Annotated in this window: 2 protein-coding genes; both read right to left on the bottom strand. The window is 47.9% G+C overall.

All coding sequences use genetic code 11. The features are described 5' to 3' along the window. Nucleotides 1–265 (bottom strand): hypothetical protein (locus tag POTG_RS25065; RefSeq protein ID WP_176222492.1); only part of this gene is annotated, 265 nt, incomplete at its 3' end. Beyond that, nucleotides 207–770 (bottom strand): transposase (locus POTG_RS22580; protein WP_036646825.1); only part of this gene is annotated, 564 nt, incomplete at its 5' end. The genes POTG_RS22580 and POTG_RS25065, both read right to left, overlap by 59 nt.

Below are 770 nucleotides of genomic sequence, written 5' to 3'. Positions count from 1 at the left end.
ATTTTCTTACATCACTAATCCTGTACTCGTAACCATGAATTCCCTCGTAATATTCCGGGTACATGCCTCCTCCACATTCTTCGCAGCGGAATTGCGGAGGTACTGTTGGATCTCCATCATCCATCGCATCGAAATTTCGAACGACATTCAGCGGAATCTCTTCTGTTGTATGACATTGAAGACAAATGTAGGTTACTTTCGCTTTGCTATGCAGCCCGCTTTGCGGCTTTTTCTTTTTCTTCGCTACCTTTCGTTTCTTTGACACCGGCGACATCCCGAATCATCCTCTCCAGACATGCCTTTGAGGTGGAGCACACCGCGTACTTCACCTTCAACTTCCCATCCTCAAGGCAGGCTTCTCCCTTGTATTCGTAATAACTTTCGCATTTTGGGCAACATGGCGGCTTCCCCGTCTGCTCCTTGATCCGTTCACTCCACGTTCTGCGTTTTAATATCCGCTTTGCCTTGACAATCCATCTTCTCGCGGCTTTTTGCCACTCACTGACTAACTTCTTGCACAGGCTCTTGATCCGCCGCGAATAAACCCCGTAGTAACGGATCGTTTTGAAGTTTTCATCCGGAATATGCCGCACAAGTCTACCCATAAATTCTTCTACCGAAATCGTCTCGGTCTTCTCTTCCCCGTCATTCTTATCCCGGTAACGAAATGTCACCTTTTCTCCGTCATACGCTTCGATCCGGCTAACCGCTATCGCTGGTCTTCTCATGTATCGCCCGATATACCCGAGTTGCTGCTTGACGTTCCCTTT

This window comes from Paenibacillus sp. oral taxon 786 str. D14, from assembly GCF_000159955.1.
Taxonomy (GTDB): domain Bacteria; phylum Bacillota; class Bacilli; order Paenibacillales; family Paenibacillaceae; genus Fontibacillus; species Fontibacillus phoenicis.
Note: the sequence above shows the minus strand (reverse complement) of the source record. Positions and strands in the feature narration are given on the sequence as shown.